Raw genomic sequence first — 15757 nt, forward strand, 5'->3', positions numbered from 1 at the left:
TGCTTTAATAATAAAGTTAATATATACTATTGAGGTATAGTTATGAATAAAGCAAAAATATTTATGAATGGTCAAAGTCAAGCAGTAAGATTACCTAAGGAATTTCGTTTCTCAGTTAAAGAAGTTAGTGTTATTCCTTTAGGTAAAGGAATAGTATTACAACCAATATTAAAAACATGGAAAGAAGTATTTGATGAAATAAAACCTACAGGTGATTTTTTTCCTGAAGGAAGAGAAGATTCTCCACCGCAAGAACGAAATTGGAAATTATTTAAATGATCTACATGTTAGATACTAAATATATGTATTTATATCATAAACAAAAAACCTATAGCTTAACAGAAACTTGAGGCAGTCGGAAAAAATAGTGTTGTAAGCATTTCTTCCATAGTAGTGGCAGAACTTCAATATGGTGTATTTAATTCTAGCACTCGGAATAAAAAACAAAACAAAATCAAATCAATTATATTATCTAATTAAGTTAGTGATTAATTTATTAAGGTGTTTATGAAGAAACAACATATAATAAACGAGACTTTTTTAGATGCAATTCTAGCTAAGAAATTAGGTACTACTTATACTCCTCCAAAAGAAATCAACGATCCTGACTTTGATGAAGCAGCAAAGCATTTCATCGATCTATTACTTAGAGCCGACGGCTTTAAGCCTGTTAAAACTGCAGTAGTTCATCCAATCGATAAAGAATCATTACTCGGTGCAGTTAGAGCGGCACAATTTAATGTAATAAAACCGGTCTTGATTGGTCCGCAACATAAAATTGAATCAGTAGCAAAAGTTAATAATGTCGATCTTGAGGATTATCAAGTAATTAACGTTGAGCATAGCCACGAAGCAGCAAAAAAAGCCGTAGAGCTTGCAAAGAAAAGAGAAGTTGCGGCTATTATGAAAGGGTCGCTTCATACTGATGAGCTTATGTCTGCAGTAGTTCATAAGGAGAATGGACTACGTACTTGAACGCCGTATAAGCCATGCTTTTTTAATGGCAGTTGCAACGTTCCCAAAGCCTTTTATTATTACTGATGCTGCTATTAATATTCGTCCTACTCTAGAAGATAAGCGTGATATAGTGCAGAATGCTATTGATTTAATGCATATGATTAAAGAAGACAAGCAGGTTAGAGTTGCGGTATTGTCAGCAGTTGAGACGGTAACCTCCGCAATCCCTACAACCCTTGACGCAGCCGCTTTATCGAAAATGGCAGATCGAGGGCAAATTACGAATGCTATAGTTGATGGACCGCTTGCGTTTGATAATGCTATATCTTTATTTGCTGCAGAAGCAAAAGGCATTAGTTCTTCGGTTTCAGGAAATGCCGATATATTAGTAGTACCTGATCTTGAATCAGGCAATATGCTTGCAAAGCAGCTAAAATATTTGGGTCAAGCGGTTATGGCGGGTATCGTTCTTGGAGCCCGTGTGCCTATTATTTTAACAAGTAGAGCCGATCCCATGGATATGCGTGTTATTTCCTGTGTACTTGCTTCATTTATTTATAACCATGCTAAGGCGAAGCTACATATCCAATCAGGTAAATAATATGAAAGATGTTATTTTAATAGCTAATGCCGGCTCATCTAGTTTAAAAATTTCTATTTTTGAAATTCAGAATAAAAAAGTTAAGGATAAAATTTATAATATTTTTTTAGAAAAGAACGACAATAAAATATTATTTCATATAAATAAAAAACAGGAATCTGCTACCGATGTTAAAGATGATGCTATTGAAATGATGATTGATCTTTTTGAAGATTGGTAGAAAAAACAAGAGAATATCAATTTAATTGCAACCGGTCACCGTATTGTCCATGGCGGGAAAAATTTTAATAAACCGATTATTGTTAATGAAAAAGTTAGTGAAGATTTGAGAGTATTAATACCTCTAAGCCCTTTGCATCAACCTTATAATTTGCAGGTACTGGATTTATTTCTTCAAAAATATAAAGAAATCTTGCATATAGCATGTTTTGATACGTCATTTCATTTTACCAATCCGCCTATTACAAAAGCTTTCGGTTTACCGAAAAAATATATGTGTTATTAAAAATGGTCTTAGTCTAACAAGTTCCATGGGCTTTAGCGTACTTGACGGTGTTATGATGGGTACAAGGACAGGTAACCTTGATCCTGGAGTAGTGTTATATCTTATCGACCATGAGAAAATGACTACGAAAGAAGTAACTGAGTTACTATATAAGAAATCAGGATTACTCGGTATGTCCGGTGAAAGCTCTGATATGCGTACCTTGCTTGCCAGTAACTCACCTGATGCTAAATTTGCTATAGATTTATTCGTGTATCGCATTGTACTTGAAATAGGTAAGTTAACTGCTGCCCTTGAGGGGCTTGATTGTCTAATTTTTACTGCCGGTGTCGGACAGAATTCCGCTGTAATACGTGAAATGATTACCGAAAAACTTTTATGGCTAGGCATTAAAATAGATGATGCAAAAAACCAAAAAAACGAGCATCTAATAAGTACTGAAAGCAGTAAGGTTAAAGTTTTCGCTGTGCCGACAAACGAAGAGCTAATCATCGCTGAGGAAGTGATGAAGTTTTTATAACACAAATTGGTTAATTTTTTAATTACTTCTACCTCTATTTTTCTTTATTAACTTTTTTTGAAATAAAATATATGCAACTATAGATATATTTTTAACTTAAATTTTGAGGGAAGTTATGCCGGAAGATTTTGATAAAAAGAAAGCAGAAAAACAAATAAAGGATATTAAAAATAATAAGATAAATCCATATAATGATGCAATGAAGAAAGATTCTAGAGTGAATTTTATGCAGAAGCAAGTTATAAAACGCAGCAGTAGGTTATAAGGCAGCATTAAAAATAGAGCAGCAAGCAAAAGAAGCAGGTATTAGTTTAGATAAAGATGCTATGAGACGTTTAGAGAAAATAAAAAGTCGTTATATAGAAGCTACTAAGAAAGCAGAATTTCAAAAATTTCAAAGTGATCAAGCTCATAAAACGAATCAACAAAAAGCTGAAGCATTTAGGAGTGGTGCAACAGCTGCTGCTAAAAAACAAAGAAAAGAAGATTATAGGACAGGTGGGTGGGGTAAATAATTAAATTATAATTTTATTGCGTTAATTAGTACTGTCTACTATTTTAAACGTATGTCTATACTTCACGCTACAATCTTAACCGTTTTTCCTGAAATGTTTCCTGGTACTCTGGGGTATTCTTTAGCAGGGCAAGCACTGCATAAAAATATTTGGTCATATGATATTATCAATATTCGGGATTTCGGTATAACTAAGCATAAAAATGTCGATGATGAAGCTTACGGCGGAGGTGACGGGCTTATAATGCGTCCTGATGTTTTAGGCGGTAGTATAGATCATGCTCTTTCTTTAAATCCTAATGCTGAAATTTACTATCCTTCACCTCGCGGTAGAGTCTTTACTCAAAGCTTTGCTAAGGAGATGTTAAAAAATAAAAACCTTATATTCTTATGTGGACGTTACGAAGGGATTGACGAACGTGTAATTGAAGAGTATAATGTTAAAGAAATTAGTGTAGGCGACTACATTTTATCCGGCGGAGAAATACCTACCCTTACCATTCTCGATTGCTTAATTAGACTACTGCCAGGTGTTTTAATGAACCAAAATACCTTATCTTCCGAGTCTTTTGAAGAAGACGGGGAATTTAAGGGCGGGCTTGAATGCGGTCTATATACAAGACCTGAAATTTGGCGTGATCGAGCTGTACCGAGTGTTTTATTATCCGGTAACCACAGGCTAATTAATGAGTGGAAAAAAGAGCAATCACATATGATTACTAAATTACGCCGTCCGGAGTTACTTAAAGATTTATAGAGTTAAGGAGTTAAAAAAATGAATATTATTGACCGCTTTGAACAGGAAAATATTTCAAAGCTTACTGCAAATAAAAAAATTCCTGATTTTGAAGCCGGCGATACAGTTAAAGTGACTGTTAAAATTATTGATAGATTGATTGAGAAAGACGGTAAGGAAAAATTAACGGAAAGATTTCAAGCTTATGAAGGTGTAGTTATCGCAAAAAGAAATCGTGGCATTACTTCATCTTTCTTAGTACGTAAAATTAGCCATGGTGAAGGTGTCGAAAGACGCTTTATGACTTACTCGCCGATAGTACACTCTATTGATGTAGTAAAATATGGGGTAGTTCGTCGTGCTAAACTTTATTATTTAAGAAATAGAAGCGGTAAGTCTGCTAGAATTAAAGAGAGACATATCCCTATTGCTAAAACCAAAGCAGCAAAAGCTTAAGTATACTCGGTGAATTTCAAAAAGAGCAAGGAGTTCACAAGGCGAGGAGCGGAGCGTATACTTAATACGTGAGCACCACAGCTCTTGGAGAACGGCGTAGCCAATTTTTGAAATTCACCTTCGTCTACCGATTCTTCATTTACTCAATACGTCATTGCGAGCGACTGAAAGGAGCGTGGCAATCCCAAAAAAAAAATAACAAAAGAATTCTGTAAATCAGAATTTTCTACTGGATTGCTCGTAATTTCCTCGCAATGACATATGACTCAAATCCCTAAAGTATCTCTATAAAGCTCAAGCATAGCATCCTGCTCGGCAAGCTTGTCTTTATCCAATTTCTTTAGTTTCAATATAGATTTCATAGCTTTAACATCAAATCCATGTGAAGAAGCATCTTGGAAAATATCTTTTACTTCTTGAGATAAATCAGCTTTTTCTTGTTCTAATCTTTCTATTTTGCTTATATATTGCTCTAATTGTTCTTTTACTACTACTTCTGACATAAAAAATCGTTTAACCTTTTTGAATTTACTATATAATACAAATATACTACTTATCTTTCAAGAATTGTTCTTTCATTTTATCAAGGATTCGCATCCTCACCTATTAAGTATAGGCTGCGGGTGCTCACCTCTCAAAATAAAATGAGGGTTCTTGAAATACAAGCAGTATATAACTTTTATTCAACGAAATATTATGCAAATTTATCCTTTAAGACTTTTACCTAATAAAATCGATTTTGATTTTATGAACTTTAAAAAAGTCAGTTACAGTTTCTCAATTATTTTATCGCTCATTAGCTTTATTTGGATCGGGATATATAAATTTAATTTCGGTATTGATTTTGCCGGCGGTATAGTTATTGAGGTAAGGCTTGATCAAGCTCCTGATTTGCCAAAAATGCGGGGGGTTCTAGGTGAGCTTGGAATAGGTGAGGTGGTCTTACAGAATTTCGGTAGTGAGCGTGATTTATCGATTAGATTCGGTAGTAGTAGCGAAGAAAATCTCATGAAAAATATTGAGTTAATTAAAGCATCTTTGCAAAGTAATTTTCCGTATAAGTTTGAATATCGTAAGGTAGATTTTGTCGGTCCGCAAGTCGGTAGGCAGCTAATAGAAGTGGGGGCTATGGCTATGCTGTTCTCTTTCTTAGCTATTATGGTTTATATTTGGGTGCGTTTTGAGTGGTATTTCGGTCTTGGTATACTTATCGCCTTAGTGCATGACGTAATACTCGCTCTTGGGTTTATGAGTATGACAAAGCTTGATTTTAACTTAAGCACTATTGCCGCAGTGTTAACTATTATAGGTTATTCCGTTAATGATTCGGTAGTAATATATGATAGGATTAGAGAAAATTTACGTAAATATCATAAAAAAAATATCACGGAAATTATAAATTTAAGTATCAATGAGACTTTATCAAGAACTATTTTAACGGTAATTACTACACTACTTGCCAATTTAGCCCTTATTCTTTTTGGCGGTGAGGCAATCCGTAGTTTTAGCGTCCTTGTATTTTTGGGGATAATAGCCGGTACTTATTCATCAATTTTTATCTCCGCTCCGATACTTACAATGTTCGCTAATAGAAAGTTTAATAAAAAAGTAATAGAAAGGTAAAAAATCGTCATTGCAAGCGGGCATCGCCTGTGGTGTGTATACCCAAGTCGTCATTGCGAGCAGCCGTAGGCTGCGTGGCAATCTCAGGATTTTGGCACGAGATTGCTTCGTCAAAATTTTCAATTTTTCCTCGCAATGACGTTTTTAAGCCATAACGAGAATAGTTTATGCTAAAAGAAGAAGACAAAATTTTTACTAACCTACATGAGCAGCAAAGCCATGATTTGAAATCTAGCAAGAAGCGAGGCGATTGGGATAATACTAAAGCTTTGCTTGATAAAGGTAGAGACTTTATTATTGAAGAGGTCAAGAAATCAGGGCTTAGAGGGCGAGGCGGTGCCGGGTTTTCTACAGGCATGAAATGGTCATTTATGCCCAAAAATTCAGAGAAGCCTTGCTATTTAGTAGTAAATGCCGACGAGTCTGAGCCGGGTACTTGTAAGGATCGTGATATATTAAGGTTTGAGCCGCACAAATTAATAGAAGGTTGCTTGCTTGCAAGCTTTGCTATAGGAGCGAATGATTGCTATATCTATATTAGAGGTGAATTTTATAATGAAGCTTCTAATATTCAGCGTGCCTTAGATGAAGCTTATAAAGAAGGGTTAATAGGAAAAAATGCTTGTGGTTCGGGTTTCGATTGTAATATTTATTTACATCGTGGGGCAGGGGCTTATATTTGCGGTGAGGAAACGGCATTACTTGAAAGCTTAGAGGGCAAAAAAGGTATGCCACGGCTTAAGCCGCCTTTCCCTGCCGGATTTGGGCTATATGGCTGCCCGACTACTATAAATAATGTTGAGTCTATTGCAGTAGTGCCGACCATTTTAAGACGAGGAGCTAGTTGGTTTGCTTCTATCGGTAAGCCTAACAATACCGGTACTAAGATTTTCTGCATATCGGGGCATGTTAATAAGCCTTGCAATGTTGAAGAGGCAATGGGAATTTCGTTAAAAGAATTGATTGAAAAATATGCCGGCGGTGTTCGTGGTGGATGGGATAATCTTAAAGCCATAATTCCGGGCGGTTCTTCGGTGCCTTTACTTCCTAAGTCATTATGTGAAGTGGATATGGATTTTGATAGTTTAAGAACCGCAGGTTCCGGACTTGGTACAGGTGGTATTATAGTTATGGATAAATCTACCGACATTATTTATGCAATAGCAAGGCTTAGTAAATTTTATATGCATGAATCATGTGGGCAATGTACTCCTTGCCGTGAAGGTACGGGCTGGATGTGGCGAGTTATGATGCGGCTAGTTAAAGGTAATGCCCAAAAATCCGAGATAGACGAACTTCTTAATGTTACGAAAGAAATAGAGGGGCATACTATTTGTGCCTTAGGTGATGCGGCAGCTTGGCCAATCCAAGGGCTGATACGCCATTTTAGAAGCGAGATTGAGGAGAGGATAAAGAGTTATAGTGTGGCTTGACTTTATTGTCATTGCGAGCGACTGTAAGGAGCGTGGCAATCTCATGAAATAATAATAAACTCCTGAGATTGCTTCGTCAATTACTTTGTAATTTCCTCGCAATGACGAAAGCCATGCAACAAGGCTTACAGTCGTTCACAATGACGATTTCAATTTATAAATAATTAAGAGATTATGCAAACAGATAATACAAAATCAAACACTAATAAAACAGCTAAGCAAGAGTGGGGGTCTTTTGCTTTTGTAATATGTATCGCTTTACTTATTAGAATACTTATTATGGAGCCGTTTACCGTTCCAACCGGTTCTATGAAAGCAACCATACTTGAGAATGACTATATATTTTCTACGAAATATAGTTATGGTTATAGTAATTATTCTTTATCTTTTTTTGATTTTATTCCTCTTTTTAAAGGACGAATATTTGCTTGTAAACCGGAGCGTGGCGATATTGTAGTTTTTCGTCCGCCTAACGATATGAATGTTAGATATATAAAGCGTTTAATAGGGCTACCCGGCGATAGAATTCAATTGATTGATGACGTAATATATATTAACGATAAAAAAATAGAACGCACGGAAGTTGGAACTTATATAAGCGAAGAGGGAATAAAATATTTGAAGTTTAAAGAAACCTTGCCAAACGGTAGAACATATTTTTCTTATAAGCTTGCTCCTATTTTTGGCGTTATATATAATGATAGATATGGTAACACGGATGTTTTTTATGTACCTGAAGGAAAATATTTCTTTTTAGGGGATAATAGAGATCAGTCAAATGATAGTAGAGTAAATCTTGGATTTGTACCGTTTGAAAATTTTATTGCTAAAGCACAATTTATTTGGTTCTCAACAAAAATAACTTGGTGGGATAACGATATAGGAGTTATTAATCTAGTACTAAGGTTAAAACCATGGATTGAATCTGTTAGGTTAAATCGAATTTTCAGAAATCTTTATAACACGGATGAGTAATGAAATCATTTGAGAAGTTAGAAAAGCTGCTTGGCTATAGTTTCAAAAATAAAGAGCTTTTAATAGAAGCGTTGAGTCATCCGTCTTTAAGACAACATCATGAGTATAAGGATGATAAAGATTATGAACGATTAGAGTTCCTAGGTGATGCTGTATTAAATTTAGTAGTCACGGAAATTTTATTTAGAAATTTTGCAAATTATAATGAGGGGAATTTAGCTAAAATTAGATCATATTTAGTTTGCAAAGAAACAATATGTGTGGTTGGGACCAAGCTCACTTTAAAAGATTATATAATTATGACTCATGGTGAAGAAGTAGCAGGAGGGCGTGATAATCCTAATAATATAGAAAATGCTACGGAAGCTTTAATTGCAGCTATATATCTTGATAGCAATATTGAAACAACCCGTAATATTATCGGGAAATTATGGGCAGAATTTATAAAAATTCAGAATTTAACGGATTATGATCCAAAAACTGCTTTACAAGAATGGGCTCAAGCGAGTAGCCATCACCTACCTATATACCGTCTGATAAAAAGAGAAGGAGCAGCCCATTCATCAACTTTTACGGTGCTTGTGAAAGTAAAAGATTATGAACAAACAGGCACGGGGCATTCTATAAAAGAAGCCGAAAAAAACGCAGCACGAAGCTTATTACATAGACTTAAAAATGATTAATCAAGCTCAAAAAACTATATCTGTCTGTATAATAGGGCGACCAAATAGTGGGAAGTCGACTTTGCTAAATAGAATAATCGATGAGAAGCTTTCAATTGTTACCCCAAAAGTTCAAACGACTAGGTCAATTATTACCGGCATTATTACTTTAAAGGATACGCAGGTCATTTTATATGATACGCCGGGAATATTTGAGCCGAAAGGAACGCTTGAGAAGGCGATGGTCAGATGTGCGTGGTCTAGTTTGCATAGTGCGGATTTAGTAATGTTAATTATCGATAGTTTAAAACCGTTTGACGATGTAACGCACGATATTTTAGATAAGCTTCGCTCACTTAATATTGTTCCGATATTTTTATTGAATAAAATAGACATCGAATCAAAATATCTAGATGACATTAAAGCTTTTTTAACGGAAAATCATCCTGATAGTTTGCTTTTTCCTATATCTGCTTTATCGGGCAAAAATATTGATGGATTACTTGAATATATAACAGGTAAGGCAAAAATTTCTCCTTGGCTTTATGCAGAAGACGACATAACGGATTTACCAATGCGTTTTATTGCGGCAGAAATTACAAGAGAGCAATTATTTTTTAATTTGCAGCAAGAACTACCTTATAAATTAACCGTACAAACCGAAAAGTGGGAAGAGCTTAAAGACAAATCCGTAAAGATTAATCAAGTTATAGTAGTCTCAAGAGAGAGCTATAAAACTATAATACTCGGTAAAAACGGCTCTAAAATCAGAGAGATAGGGGCAAAATCTCGAATGCAAATGGAGCGGTTTTTTGGCTTTCCTGTTCATTTATTTTTATTTGTTAAGGTGCGCGAACTGTGGGAAAATAACCCGGATTTTTATCAGTATATGAGAGTAAAGTGATATGAGAAAATATTTTAGGTTTTTTCTATCCATTTTGTCATTTATTTTCCCGACAACTGGTAAAGCTGAAATTAAAGATGTTTCCTATACGAATTATTATAATCAAGGTATTGAGTTTTATGAATCAGGACAATACGATTCCGCCCTTAAAGCTTATAATAAAGCAATAGAATTAGAACCTAATAATGCAGATTTTCATTTTGAAAAAGGCTTAACTTTAAACGAGTTAGAACAACCCGAACTTGCTATTGAAAGCTTCAACAAAGCTATAGAATTAAACCCTAATGAATCAGAGTTTTATTATGGTAAAACTGTAACATTGGTAGGTCTTAAAAAATATGATTTGGCACTTGAAGCAATTGATAATGCTGTTAAGTTAAATAACAATAATTCTAATTTTTATTGTTTTAAAGGTGTAATATTATCTATCCTAGAGCAATATAGTTTGGCACTTGAAAATTTTAATAAAGCAATAGAGTTAGACCCTAATAATGCAAATTTTTATTGTGATAAAGCGGTATCATTGGCAGATTTAGGCAAGTATGATGAAGCACTTGAAAATTTTAACAACGCACTTGAATTAAACCCTGACCACGCTAATGCACAAGAAATGAAACAGTTTTTATTAAAAGAGATAGCAAAATAACTATGATAGTACTTGGGATTGATCCGGCACTTGGGAGTCTTGGATGGGCGGTGGTTGCAAAGGATACCGCAAAGCTGAAATATTTAGCTAGCGGTATTATTAAAACAAATAGTAAGGATGAAATTCATAATAGACTTGCCTTTATTAACAGTACATTAGAAAAAGTAATATTAGAATATCAACCAAATATGGCAGTGATTGAAGAAACATTTGTTAATACTAATAGCGTGACTTCGTTAAAGCTCGGCTATGCTAGAGGTGCGATAATGTCGCTGTTTGGTAGGTATAATTTGGACATGCGGGAATTTAAACCAAATACGGTAAAAAAAACTGTAACCGGCTATGGTCATGCAGAAAAAGACCAAATTTTGCATATGATAAAGCTTTTGCTGCCCGGCACTTCCTTAATTACTAATTCCGATGAAGCTGACGCTATAGCAATCGCTTATACTTGTCATGTTATGAGGGTTTAAATGAATCCGATTATAATATTAGTTGCCCCGCAAATGGGCGAGAATATCGGTGCTACTGCAAGAGCAATGAAGAATTTTGGCTTAAGTGAGCTTAGAATCGTAGCTCCACGAGACGGCTGGCCAAATGAGCGAGCACGTAGTAATGCAGTTGGAGCGGTTAATATTATAGATAATGCAAAAGTTTATGATAGTCTTGAGGATAGTATTAAAGACCTCGAATGTTTATATGCTACTACTTGCATTAAAAGGGCTATGAATAAAGACTATGTATTTTCGCAAAATTTGCCGTTAGATTATCCAAATTCTGCAAAAGTCGGGATAATGTTCGGGAGGGAAAATAACGGGCTTAGTAATGAAGAGGTTTCACTTGCCAATAAGATTATCACTATTAACACCACTGAATTTAGCTCATTAAATATTGCTCAAGCGGTTATTATTATATGCTATGAATTATTTCGTAATTCTACCTCTAGAGAGGATATATACAATATTCAAAAATTAGCTACCAAAGAAGAAATAGAGCATTTTTTAGCAAATTTATTCGGCAGACTCGATAAAGCCGGTTTCTTCAAAGCTCCTGACAAAAAGCCCGCTATGCAGCAAAATATCACTAATATATTTACACGTATCAATAGTCTCTCTTCCCCTGAAGTTCAAACACTGCAAGGCATTATAAAGTCTTTGAATCAATAGCATCTAGTAACTTCTTAAGTTCAGGAACATAATTTCTTATCCGGCTATAGATATTTCATCGGCAAGTTTTTTATCGTAAGTATGAGATGTCATATTACGATCAGTAAGCATATAAATCCATAAACTCTCATCATTTATAATACCGGTAACAAAAGCTTCCCTTATCACTTCTTTAGGATAGTGAAGAACTGTGCCTTTTTGAGAAAAATATTCTTTTAAAAACTTCCAAGCGAGTTCAAAAGTAAATTCAAATCTTTGTATAGTGGCATCAATATAAGCCCTATCTGCTGTGACTGGTTTTAAATAGATATCTTCAAGTGTCATAAAAGCTTTACGAAATTTTTCAAGCTTAAGGTTTATTTTTGACATATATAATTTTTTTCTCTTTTAATATATTTTCATAAAGTTCAGAGCTTGTTTTAGTATTTTCAAACCTTACACAATCTATCTTTAAAAGGGTGTCGGCATTCTCTATAATATCCATAACTTTTAGCCATTCTTGATCTGTAATATTAGGGCAGATAATTGCAATATCAATATCGGAACGTTCATCGTTATCCCCTCTAGCACGAGAACCGAAAAGCCATATTTCTTCAACGAATGATAAAGACTTTAACTTCTCAATAAATATATATGATTTTATATCTTTATCCATATAATTACCAGCTTTTGGTTAAAGATTTAATAATTTCAGCTACTCTTTCTGTTTCATTTAAGGGTTTGTAGCTATACTCCTCCAGCATCGTTACGGACTCATCAAAAGTTTTTGCTATTTTCTGCTCTACTAATTGCTTTATAAAAATCTTATGCTTTGAGGAATTAAAATTTGATGGGCAGAATATATAAAGAGGCTTGCCGCTTAATGCTGCTTCACTGCACATTGAAATCGAGTCGGCCGTAGAGATTATATATTTTGCATTAGCAAGCATAGCTATATAAGGATTATAGCCCGCTTCTTCATTCGGATCATAAATAATTGTGGAAGCCGGCATATTATTTTTAATAATTGATTTTACGGCTTGTGGTGTACGTCTGCTGAAACTAATGAAAAACGGTATTTGTTGATTAGTATATATTTTATTTAATAATGAAGAAAATAAATTTGCTTCATTTTCGTTGAAATTGAATTTTTTATTATTCCCACCTATTATCACGGCAATAAAATGTTTAAGATCAGGATAATGTTTTTGGAGTTCCAAGTTCGCCGCAGCGAACTTTTCGGTTATGTTATTGATAGCTCCGTTGATGGAGATGATGTTTTTAAAGTTGTCATTGCGAGGAAATACGAAGTATTGACGAAGCAATCTAGTAAAAAAGTCCTGAGATTGCCGCAGCCACTTTGTGGCTTCGCAATGACGTTTTGGGTTTTTACTGGATCCCGTGGCGGGGACACGGGATGACAAGCGACGACAATCATGATAAGGCAGAATAACGGCATCAAATACATTATAGGGAAGATTAGGCTGCATTATTTGGATTAGCTTAATATCTTTAAATTTCTTTTTTAAATAAAATGCTAAAACTGCTGTTCTTCTGCCGGCGGTAATTATCATATCAGGTAAAGGTTTTGCCATAATATCTTGCAATAGCTCACTTTTTATATGAATAGGATAATATTTTAGTAAGAAATTCGGTAGCTTAGCTAAGCAATTATACTGCAGTCTAATTATTGTATATTCTTCCGTTAGTTTTTCTGCAAGTGCAATAGCCTGATGCGTGTTGCCTGTTCTATCATCTGCAATAACCCATATTTTCATGATAAATATTCTTTTAAAGGTAATGTTAATAAATCTGTTAGAGGTAGTGATTTATCGCAAGCATCGGCTATTTGCGGCATAATTGGGATTTGAGCGATTAAGGGAATATTATATTTTTGCGATAAATGCCCGCCGCTATTATTTTCAAACATATAACTCATATTCTCAATTATTCCCAAAATAGGTAAATTAAGTTTTTGATATAAATCTATAGAACGTATTACATCTATCTCTGATATTTTTTGCGGTGTTGTTACGATTATTACGCCATCTAAATGATAATTCTCTAAAAGGCTTAAATGAATATCACCAGTTCCCGGCGGCATATCGATAATTAGATAATTTAAATTATCCCATTTTGTTACTGATAATAATTGATAAATGGTCTTACTAGCCATAGGACCACGCCAAATAATTGCCGAATGGTCTTTAACAAAAAAGCCTATAGAAATAACTTGGATGCTTTTTACCGTTATCGGTATTATTCGTCCATCTGTTGTTTTCGGTACTTCGTTAATGCCGAATATATGCGGAATTGACGGACCGTAAATGTCCGCATCTACTATCCCTACTCGGTAATTTTCTAGACTCAATTGCTGAGCAATAAGAGCCGATATTGTAGATTTTCCGACTCCGCCTTTACCTGACGCTACTAAGATAATTTTTTTTACGTTTTCTACAAAATGTTTTGGTTTTTGAGCTTTTTTCTCCATCGGTTTACTTTCGGTAAAAACAATTGTTATTTTATTTATTTCCGAAATCTCATTAAGCTTATCAATTGCTTTAATTTTTATTTCTTCGGCTTCTAACTTGTTTTTACCTGATATATCTATGGAAAAACCTATATTATTACCCTTAATTATAATATCTGATATAACTTTATTTAAAAAAGTACCGTCTTTAAAGATAATATGCTGAAGTTTATCGATAATTTGCTTTTGGTGTAAATCCGCCATAATTAAATTTCCTTTTTAAGGCTGTTTAAGTTCGTAACTTGACGTTATATGCTATAATATATATAATCACTTAATCCTTAAAATAATATAAAAAAGCAAATGCTTAGTAAAAAATATAGCTCGATTTTAAAAAAATCCCCATGGAAAGATTTTGATTCTAATAAAGACAATAACATATTCACAAGACCGCGTAAAAATCAATTTAATTTTGATAAATTTCAATTCCAGTTTAATTTCAATGCTAAAACAATAATTTTAGCTGTTGTCGCAGTGATTGCTTTATGGCTTGCTTCGGGTATTTATGAAATAAAAGAAGGTGAAGAAGCAGCGGTAATAAGATTTGGGCGTTTTGTACGTAAGGGCTCCCCCGGGCTTAATTATCATTTGCCTGCCCCTTTTGAAAAGATAATAGTTGAAAAAGTTAAACAATCACGCCGAATTGAGATTGGTTATCGTACAAATAGCTCGGCACGTAGCGGTGGCGATAATACTAAAAATATTGCCGGTGAAAGTATAATGCTTACCGGTGATGAAAATATTGTTGCTTTAAATTGTGACGTAATGTGGCATATTAATAACCTTGAAGATTTTATTTTTAACGTACAAAGACCTGAAGAAACAGTAAAAGCAACAGTAGAAAGTGCTGTTAGAGAAGTAATAGGCAATACTCCTATTTCTTGGGTATTATCTGATCAAAAGCAAGAAATTACTTACAAAATAGAAAAATTAGCACAAAAGATACTGGATAGTTATAATGCCGGTGTTATGATTGAGAAAGTACAATTATTAAAAGCCGAGCCGCCTGCCGAAGTAATAGACGCTTATAGAGACGTGCAAACTTCAAAAGCAGATAAAGAGAAAGAAATAAATCAAGCTCAAGCCTATAATAATAAGATTTTGCCGGAAGCTAGAGGAGCGGCCGCAAAGATTATACAAGAAGCAGAAGGTTATAGAGAAGAAGTTATATCAAAAGCAGAAGGTGATAGCCAAAGATTTAATGCTATTTATAAACAATATACTATAGGTAGGCAAGTAACTAGAGATAGGTTATATTTAGAAGTAGTAGAAGAGATATTAGGCGGTTCGAATAAAACTATTATTAATAATGCACTACTACCGCATATGGCTATTAAACCGTAGCGTACTATGTCATTCCGCGTGGATACCGATGTCATTCCCGCGTAAGCGGGAATCCAGCGTAAAGCGAGATAAATCGAGCTTTTAATTTCAAAGATTTGCCGTATTTATACTTTTTTTCTGGATCCCGCCTACGCGGGAATGACATAAAATGATCAATGCAACAATGCCTTCTCGCAATGACGTAAAAATCGTTTCACGCAGGTAAT

At 34.4% G+C, this 15757-nt stretch carries 20 protein-coding genes and 2 pseudogenes; 16 read left to right on the forward strand and 6 right to left on the reverse strand.

The window, feature by feature from the left end; genetic code table 11:
• Positions 1-63: 63 nt before the first annotated feature.
• From vapB to rplS, 7 genes and pseudogenes are all read left to right on the forward strand, one after another.
• On the forward strand, positions 64-279 hold the full coding sequence (gene vapB / locus BN1174_RS04685) for a type II toxin-antitoxin system VapB family antitoxin (RefSeq protein WP_231555803.1): 216 nt from the start codon (positions 64-66) through the stop codon (positions 277-279).
• Between the two features lie 228 nt (positions 280-507).
• Positions 508-1558 (forward strand): annotated as a pseudogene (locus BN1174_RS04690) (phosphate acetyltransferase).
• A 1-nt stretch (position 1559) separates the two neighbouring features.
• Positions 1560-2583: pseudogene (locus tag BN1174_RS04695) on the forward strand (acetate/propionate family kinase).
• Between the two features lie 115 nt (positions 2584-2698).
• Entirely contained in the window at positions 2699-2848 is a 150-nt protein-coding gene (locus tag BN1174_RS10855; protein WP_040256899.1) for a hypothetical protein, read from the forward strand.
• 61 nt (positions 2849-2909) lie between these two features.
• Positions 2910-3098: a hypothetical protein gene (locus tag BN1174_RS04705; protein WP_040256901.1), complete on the forward strand. Its 189-nt coding sequence runs from the start codon at positions 2910-2912 to the stop codon at positions 3096-3098.
• Between the two features lie 51 nt (positions 3099-3149).
• Positions 3150-3854: a tRNA (guanosine(37)-N1)-methyltransferase TrmD gene (trmD, locus tag BN1174_RS04710; RefSeq protein WP_040256903.1), complete on the forward strand. Its 705-nt coding sequence runs from the start codon at positions 3150-3152 to the stop codon at positions 3852-3854.
• Between the two features lie 18 nt (positions 3855-3872).
• Positions 3873-4289, forward strand: a complete 417-nt coding sequence (gene rplS, locus BN1174_RS04715; protein ID WP_040256906.1) for a 50S ribosomal protein L19 — start codon at positions 3873-3875, stop codon at positions 4287-4289.
• Positions 4290-4555: 266 nt separating this feature from the next.
• Here the strand turns inward: rplS and BN1174_RS04720 are convergent, their stop codons facing one another.
• A complete protein-coding gene (locus tag BN1174_RS04720; protein WP_004996682.1) occupies positions 4556-4792 on the reverse strand; it encodes a DUF2312 domain-containing protein in 237 nt (78 codons plus the stop codon).
• A gap of 193 nt (positions 4793-4985) precedes the next feature.
• On the opposite strand from BN1174_RS04720, the gene secF reads away from it, so the two are divergent.
• Positions 4986-5912, forward strand: coding sequence for a protein translocase subunit SecF (gene secF, locus BN1174_RS04725; protein WP_040256914.1), 927 nt, complete (start codon positions 4986-4988; stop codon positions 5910-5912).
• Positions 5913-5919: 7 nt separating this feature from the next.
• On the opposite strand, the gene BN1174_RS12305 is transcribed toward secF, so the two are convergent.
• Positions 5920-6048 carry a hypothetical protein gene (locus BN1174_RS12305; protein WP_269378953.1) on the reverse strand — a complete coding sequence of 43 codons (129 nt, stop codon included), beginning with the start codon at positions 6046-6048 and terminating at the stop codon, positions 5920-5922.
• Between the two features lie 31 nt (positions 6049-6079).
• On the opposite strand from BN1174_RS12305, the gene nuoF reads away from it, so the two are divergent.
• The 7 genes from nuoF to BN1174_RS04760 all read left to right on the forward strand — a co-directional run bounded on the left by nuoF (position 6080) and on the right by BN1174_RS04760 (position 11698).
• Positions 6080-7345, forward strand: a complete 1266-nt coding sequence (nuoF, locus tag BN1174_RS04730; protein ID WP_040256916.1) for an NADH-quinone oxidoreductase subunit NuoF — start codon at positions 6080-6082, stop codon at positions 7343-7345.
• 174 nt (positions 7346-7519) lie between these two features.
• On the forward strand, positions 7520-8320 hold the full coding sequence (gene lepB, locus BN1174_RS04735) for a signal peptidase I (RefSeq protein WP_040256918.1): 801 nt from the start codon (positions 7520-7522) through the stop codon (positions 8318-8320).
• Positions 8320-9003 (forward strand): ribonuclease III, encoded by a 684-nt coding sequence (gene rnc / locus BN1174_RS04740; protein ID WP_040256920.1) that lies wholly within the window; start codon positions 8320-8322, stop codon positions 9001-9003. Before lepB ends, rnc begins: the two co-directional genes overlap by 1 nt.
• On the forward strand, positions 8996-9886 hold the full coding sequence (era, locus tag BN1174_RS04745; protein ID WP_040256922.1) for a GTPase Era: 891 nt from the start codon (positions 8996-8998) through the stop codon (positions 9884-9886). Before rnc ends, era begins: the two co-directional genes overlap by 8 nt.
• 34 nt (positions 9887-9920) lie before the next feature.
• Positions 9921-10532, forward strand: a complete 612-nt coding sequence (locus BN1174_RS04750) for a tetratricopeptide repeat protein (protein ID WP_197062046.1) — start codon at positions 9921-9923, stop codon at positions 10530-10532.
• A gap of 2 nt (positions 10533-10534) precedes the next feature.
• A complete protein-coding gene (ruvC, locus tag BN1174_RS04755; protein WP_040256926.1) occupies positions 10535-11005 on the forward strand; it encodes a crossover junction endodeoxyribonuclease RuvC in 471 nt (156 codons plus the stop codon).
• Positions 11006-11698: an RNA methyltransferase gene (locus BN1174_RS04760; protein WP_040256928.1), complete on the forward strand. Its 693-nt coding sequence runs from the start codon at positions 11006-11008 to the stop codon at positions 11696-11698. It begins immediately after the preceding gene.
• Positions 11699-11734: 36 nt separating this feature from the next.
• On the opposite strand, the gene BN1174_RS04765 is transcribed toward BN1174_RS04760, so the two are convergent.
• Genes BN1174_RS04765 through BN1174_RS04780 form a run of 4 tightly spaced genes read right to left on the reverse strand, consistent with a single transcriptional unit; the run spans position 11735 to position 14411 of the window.
• Positions 11735-12067, reverse strand: coding sequence for an HI0074 family nucleotidyltransferase substrate-binding subunit (locus BN1174_RS04765; protein WP_231555804.1), 333 nt, complete (start codon positions 12065-12067; stop codon positions 11735-11737).
• Positions 12048-12353 carry a nucleotidyltransferase domain-containing protein gene (locus BN1174_RS04770; RefSeq protein ID WP_040256930.1) on the reverse strand — a complete coding sequence of 102 codons (306 nt, stop codon included), beginning with the start codon at positions 12351-12353 and terminating at the stop codon, positions 12048-12050. Before BN1174_RS04770 ends, BN1174_RS04765 begins: the two co-directional genes overlap by 20 nt.
• A gap of 4 nt (positions 12354-12357) precedes the next feature.
• Positions 12358-13455 (reverse strand): mitochondrial fission ELM1 family protein, encoded by a 1098-nt coding sequence (locus BN1174_RS04775; RefSeq protein ID WP_040256933.1) that lies wholly within the window; start codon positions 13453-13455, stop codon positions 12358-12360.
• The gene (locus tag BN1174_RS04780; protein WP_040256935.1) at positions 13452-14411 is read right to left on the reverse strand and encodes an Mrp/NBP35 family ATP-binding protein; all 960 of its coding nucleotides are present in this window, start codon (positions 14409-14411) and stop codon (positions 13452-13454) included. The genes BN1174_RS04775 and BN1174_RS04780 overlap by 4 nt, the downstream gene beginning before the upstream one ends.
• 99 nt (positions 14412-14510) lie before the next feature.
• Here BN1174_RS04780 and hflK point away from each other — a divergent pair, with 99 nt between their 5' ends.
• Positions 14511-15551 (forward strand): FtsH protease activity modulator HflK, encoded by a 1041-nt coding sequence (gene hflK / locus BN1174_RS04785; RefSeq protein WP_040256937.1) that lies wholly within the window; start codon positions 14511-14513, stop codon positions 15549-15551.
• Positions 15552-15757: the final 206 nt, after the last annotated feature.

This window comes from Rickettsia hoogstraalii, from assembly GCF_000825685.1.
In the GTDB taxonomy this organism is placed as follows: Bacteria; Pseudomonadota; Alphaproteobacteria; order Rickettsiales; family Rickettsiaceae; genus Rickettsia; species Rickettsia hoogstraalii.